General features: G+C 25.4%; 3 protein-coding genes. 1 reads left to right on the forward strand and 2 read right to left on the reverse strand.

All coding sequences use genetic code 11. The features are described 5' to 3' along the window. The coding region (locus J7G74_RS16520) for a family 1 glycosylhydrolase (protein WP_297137437.1) at positions 1 to 104 on the reverse strand (104 nt) is incomplete at its 3' end. A 511-nt stretch (positions 105 to 615) separates the two neighbouring features. Here J7G74_RS16520 and J7G74_RS16525 point away from each other — a divergent pair. Then, complete coding sequence (locus J7G74_RS16525; protein ID WP_297137431.1) at positions 616 to 1,422, forward strand: DUF975 family protein; 807 nt, start codon at positions 616 to 618, stop codon at positions 1,420 to 1,422. 218 nt (positions 1,423 to 1,640) lie between these two features. On the opposite strand, the gene J7G74_RS16530 is transcribed toward J7G74_RS16525, so the two are convergent. Then, positions 1,641 to 2,216 (reverse strand): sugar O-acetyltransferase, encoded by a 576-nt coding sequence (locus J7G74_RS16530; RefSeq protein ID WP_297137434.1) that lies wholly within the window; start codon positions 2,214 to 2,216, stop codon positions 1,641 to 1,643. Positions 2,217 to 2,311 lie beyond the last annotated feature (95 nt).

A 2,311-nucleotide genomic window follows, 5' to 3' on the forward strand; every position in this document is an offset into this window, starting at 1 on the left:
AGCATATCACTTGTACTTATACCTTTTCCATCTAAATTCCATCCACCTTCAAATTGGTTAGCAGCTGTAGCACCGCCCCATAAAAAATCTTTACTGAATCCCATAGAATGTTCCTCCTTAGTTTAAATAATTTAAATATACTTATATTTACAAATTAAAATTATTTATTTAAAAATAAAAGACCTATTTGTAGAGATATAAGCAATTGCACAAAATACAATCCTTATAAACTCATACAAATAGGTCTAGCTTGTCTTTCAACAATAACCATCCAATTGTTATATTCACGTTATAAAACATTATAAAACATTATAAACATTCTGTCAACGTTTTCACTTATTTATCTTTTATACTTTTTTCTTCTTTTTAAAAGAACTAAATAAGATCTTTTACTACATACACGTTTTATCTACCCAATCCCCTAAATTAGCAATTATCTTAAAATACATCATATTATCAACATATTATCAAAAATCACCATAAAAAAATAGTCTTTCATTTAAAAATTTGTCATAATATTATAAATATATAAAGTTTTTAATACATTAAATTAGGGTATATAATGCTAATAATTTCAATATATTTTTAATTATTAGTGTTTTGTTAGGAGGGTATATGTATAAAAGTATAAAGTTTTTTAATCTAATGGAAGAAAGTTTTTTATTGCTTAAAAAAACGAATAAAAAAATATGGATAATAGGAATCATAATTTCAATATTATCTGGAGGGCTTATAATTAATGAAACTGTAGGGTATGATTTCTATCCAGAATCTTATGATTCTATGGTATATGATGATACGTTATATCCTGATGTATCTTCTGAAGAGTTTATGACGTTTACAGATGATATTTCAGCTTTACCTAGTTTCTTAGGATTGATATTTGCAGGTTTATTAGCATTTTTAACTATAGGTGTTGTATTAGGTATATTAATTAATACAGTTTCATATTACTTATGTAAATATATCTATGAAATTTTATACGATAAGGAAATAGAAAAAGCGCCACTTGGATTAGTTGTTAAAGTAAATGCTATTGCATTATTAAAAACTTTATTGGGACTTATTTTCTTTATAATTCCTGGAATTGTAATAGGTTTAAAATATGCACCAGTAAATTATGTTTTATGTAAGCATCCTGACATTTCATCTAAGGAAATTTTAAGTAAAACAAGAGAAATGAGTAGAGGAATCAAATGGAAAACATTCATGTTTAATTTATTATTAAGTATTATAGGAGGAATATTAATGTTATTATCTGAGCCAAATACATTCGCTCCTGGTTATATAACATTAGACATAATTTCATCTATCATTTCACTTATAACAACAACTCTATTCACAGTTTTCAGTATGTTATTTAGTATGAAGTTATTTTCATGTGTTGATGAAATTAAAAATGCAAATATTGATTATTTATAATATCATTACAACTAAGTCATCTACCTTTTATGATTGTGATTGAAGTTCATTGGCATAAATGAATTTTATAATCATAATATATTTAAATTGTACATTAAAAAAATACCGAATATTCACTTTTGAATAATACGGTATTTTTTTTAATTTAAGATTTAATTATATTTTGTAAGTACTTTATTTAAAGTCTATATAAATATATTTAATACATTAGAATTTAGTTACTTAAATATTTTATCATTTGCTGTAATTTCTCTTATTATTTTAGCAGGATTTCCTGCTACTATTACACCAGCAGGTATATTCTTTGTTACTACCCTTCCTGCTCCAATAATTGAATTTTGCCCAATTTTAACTCCTCCAATAATAGTAACTCCTCCACCTATCCATACATTATCTCCAATTTCGATAGGAAGAGACTTCTCATATCCGTCAGCTCTTTCTTTACTGTCAAATGCATGATTAGGAGTATATATACCAACATTTGGCCCTATCCATACATTATTTCCTATTGTAATTTTAGCACAATCCAATATACAACAATTAGTATTTGTATAAAAGTTATCTCCTACTGTAATGTTATATCCATAATCACAATTAAATGGAGATTCAATCCAACAATTTTTACCCACTTTGCCAAACAATTTGTGAATAATTGTTTCTCTTTCAGCTCTTAATGAAGGTCTTATATTATTAAATTCAAAAAGTAAATCCTTAGCCTTTTCTCTTTCTAAAGTCAATTCCTCATCCCAACTTATATAATATTCACCATTTAACATTTTTTCCTTATTAGACATTTTACCTTCTCCCCATATGTATTATTTCTCAGTAAAGCTAAAAATAAATTTTCACTTACAAGTTAATCATGTCCATAAATATATAAGACTAGTAG

Origin of the sequence: Terrisporobacter sp. (assembly GCF_017888745.1) — a bacterium.
GTDB lineage: Bacteria > Bacillota > Clostridia > Peptostreptococcales > Peptostreptococcaceae > Terrisporobacter.

Bases quoted from the DNA above. Each gene is read 5' to 3' on its own strand.
- J7G74_RS16530 (WP_297137434.1), bottom strand. From the start codon at position 2,216: ATGTCTAATAAGGAAAAAATGTTAAATGGTGAATATTATATAAGTTGG.
- J7G74_RS16525 (WP_297137431.1), top strand. From the start codon at position 616: ATGTATAAAAGTATAAAGTTTTTTAATCTAATGGAAGAAAGTTTTTTA.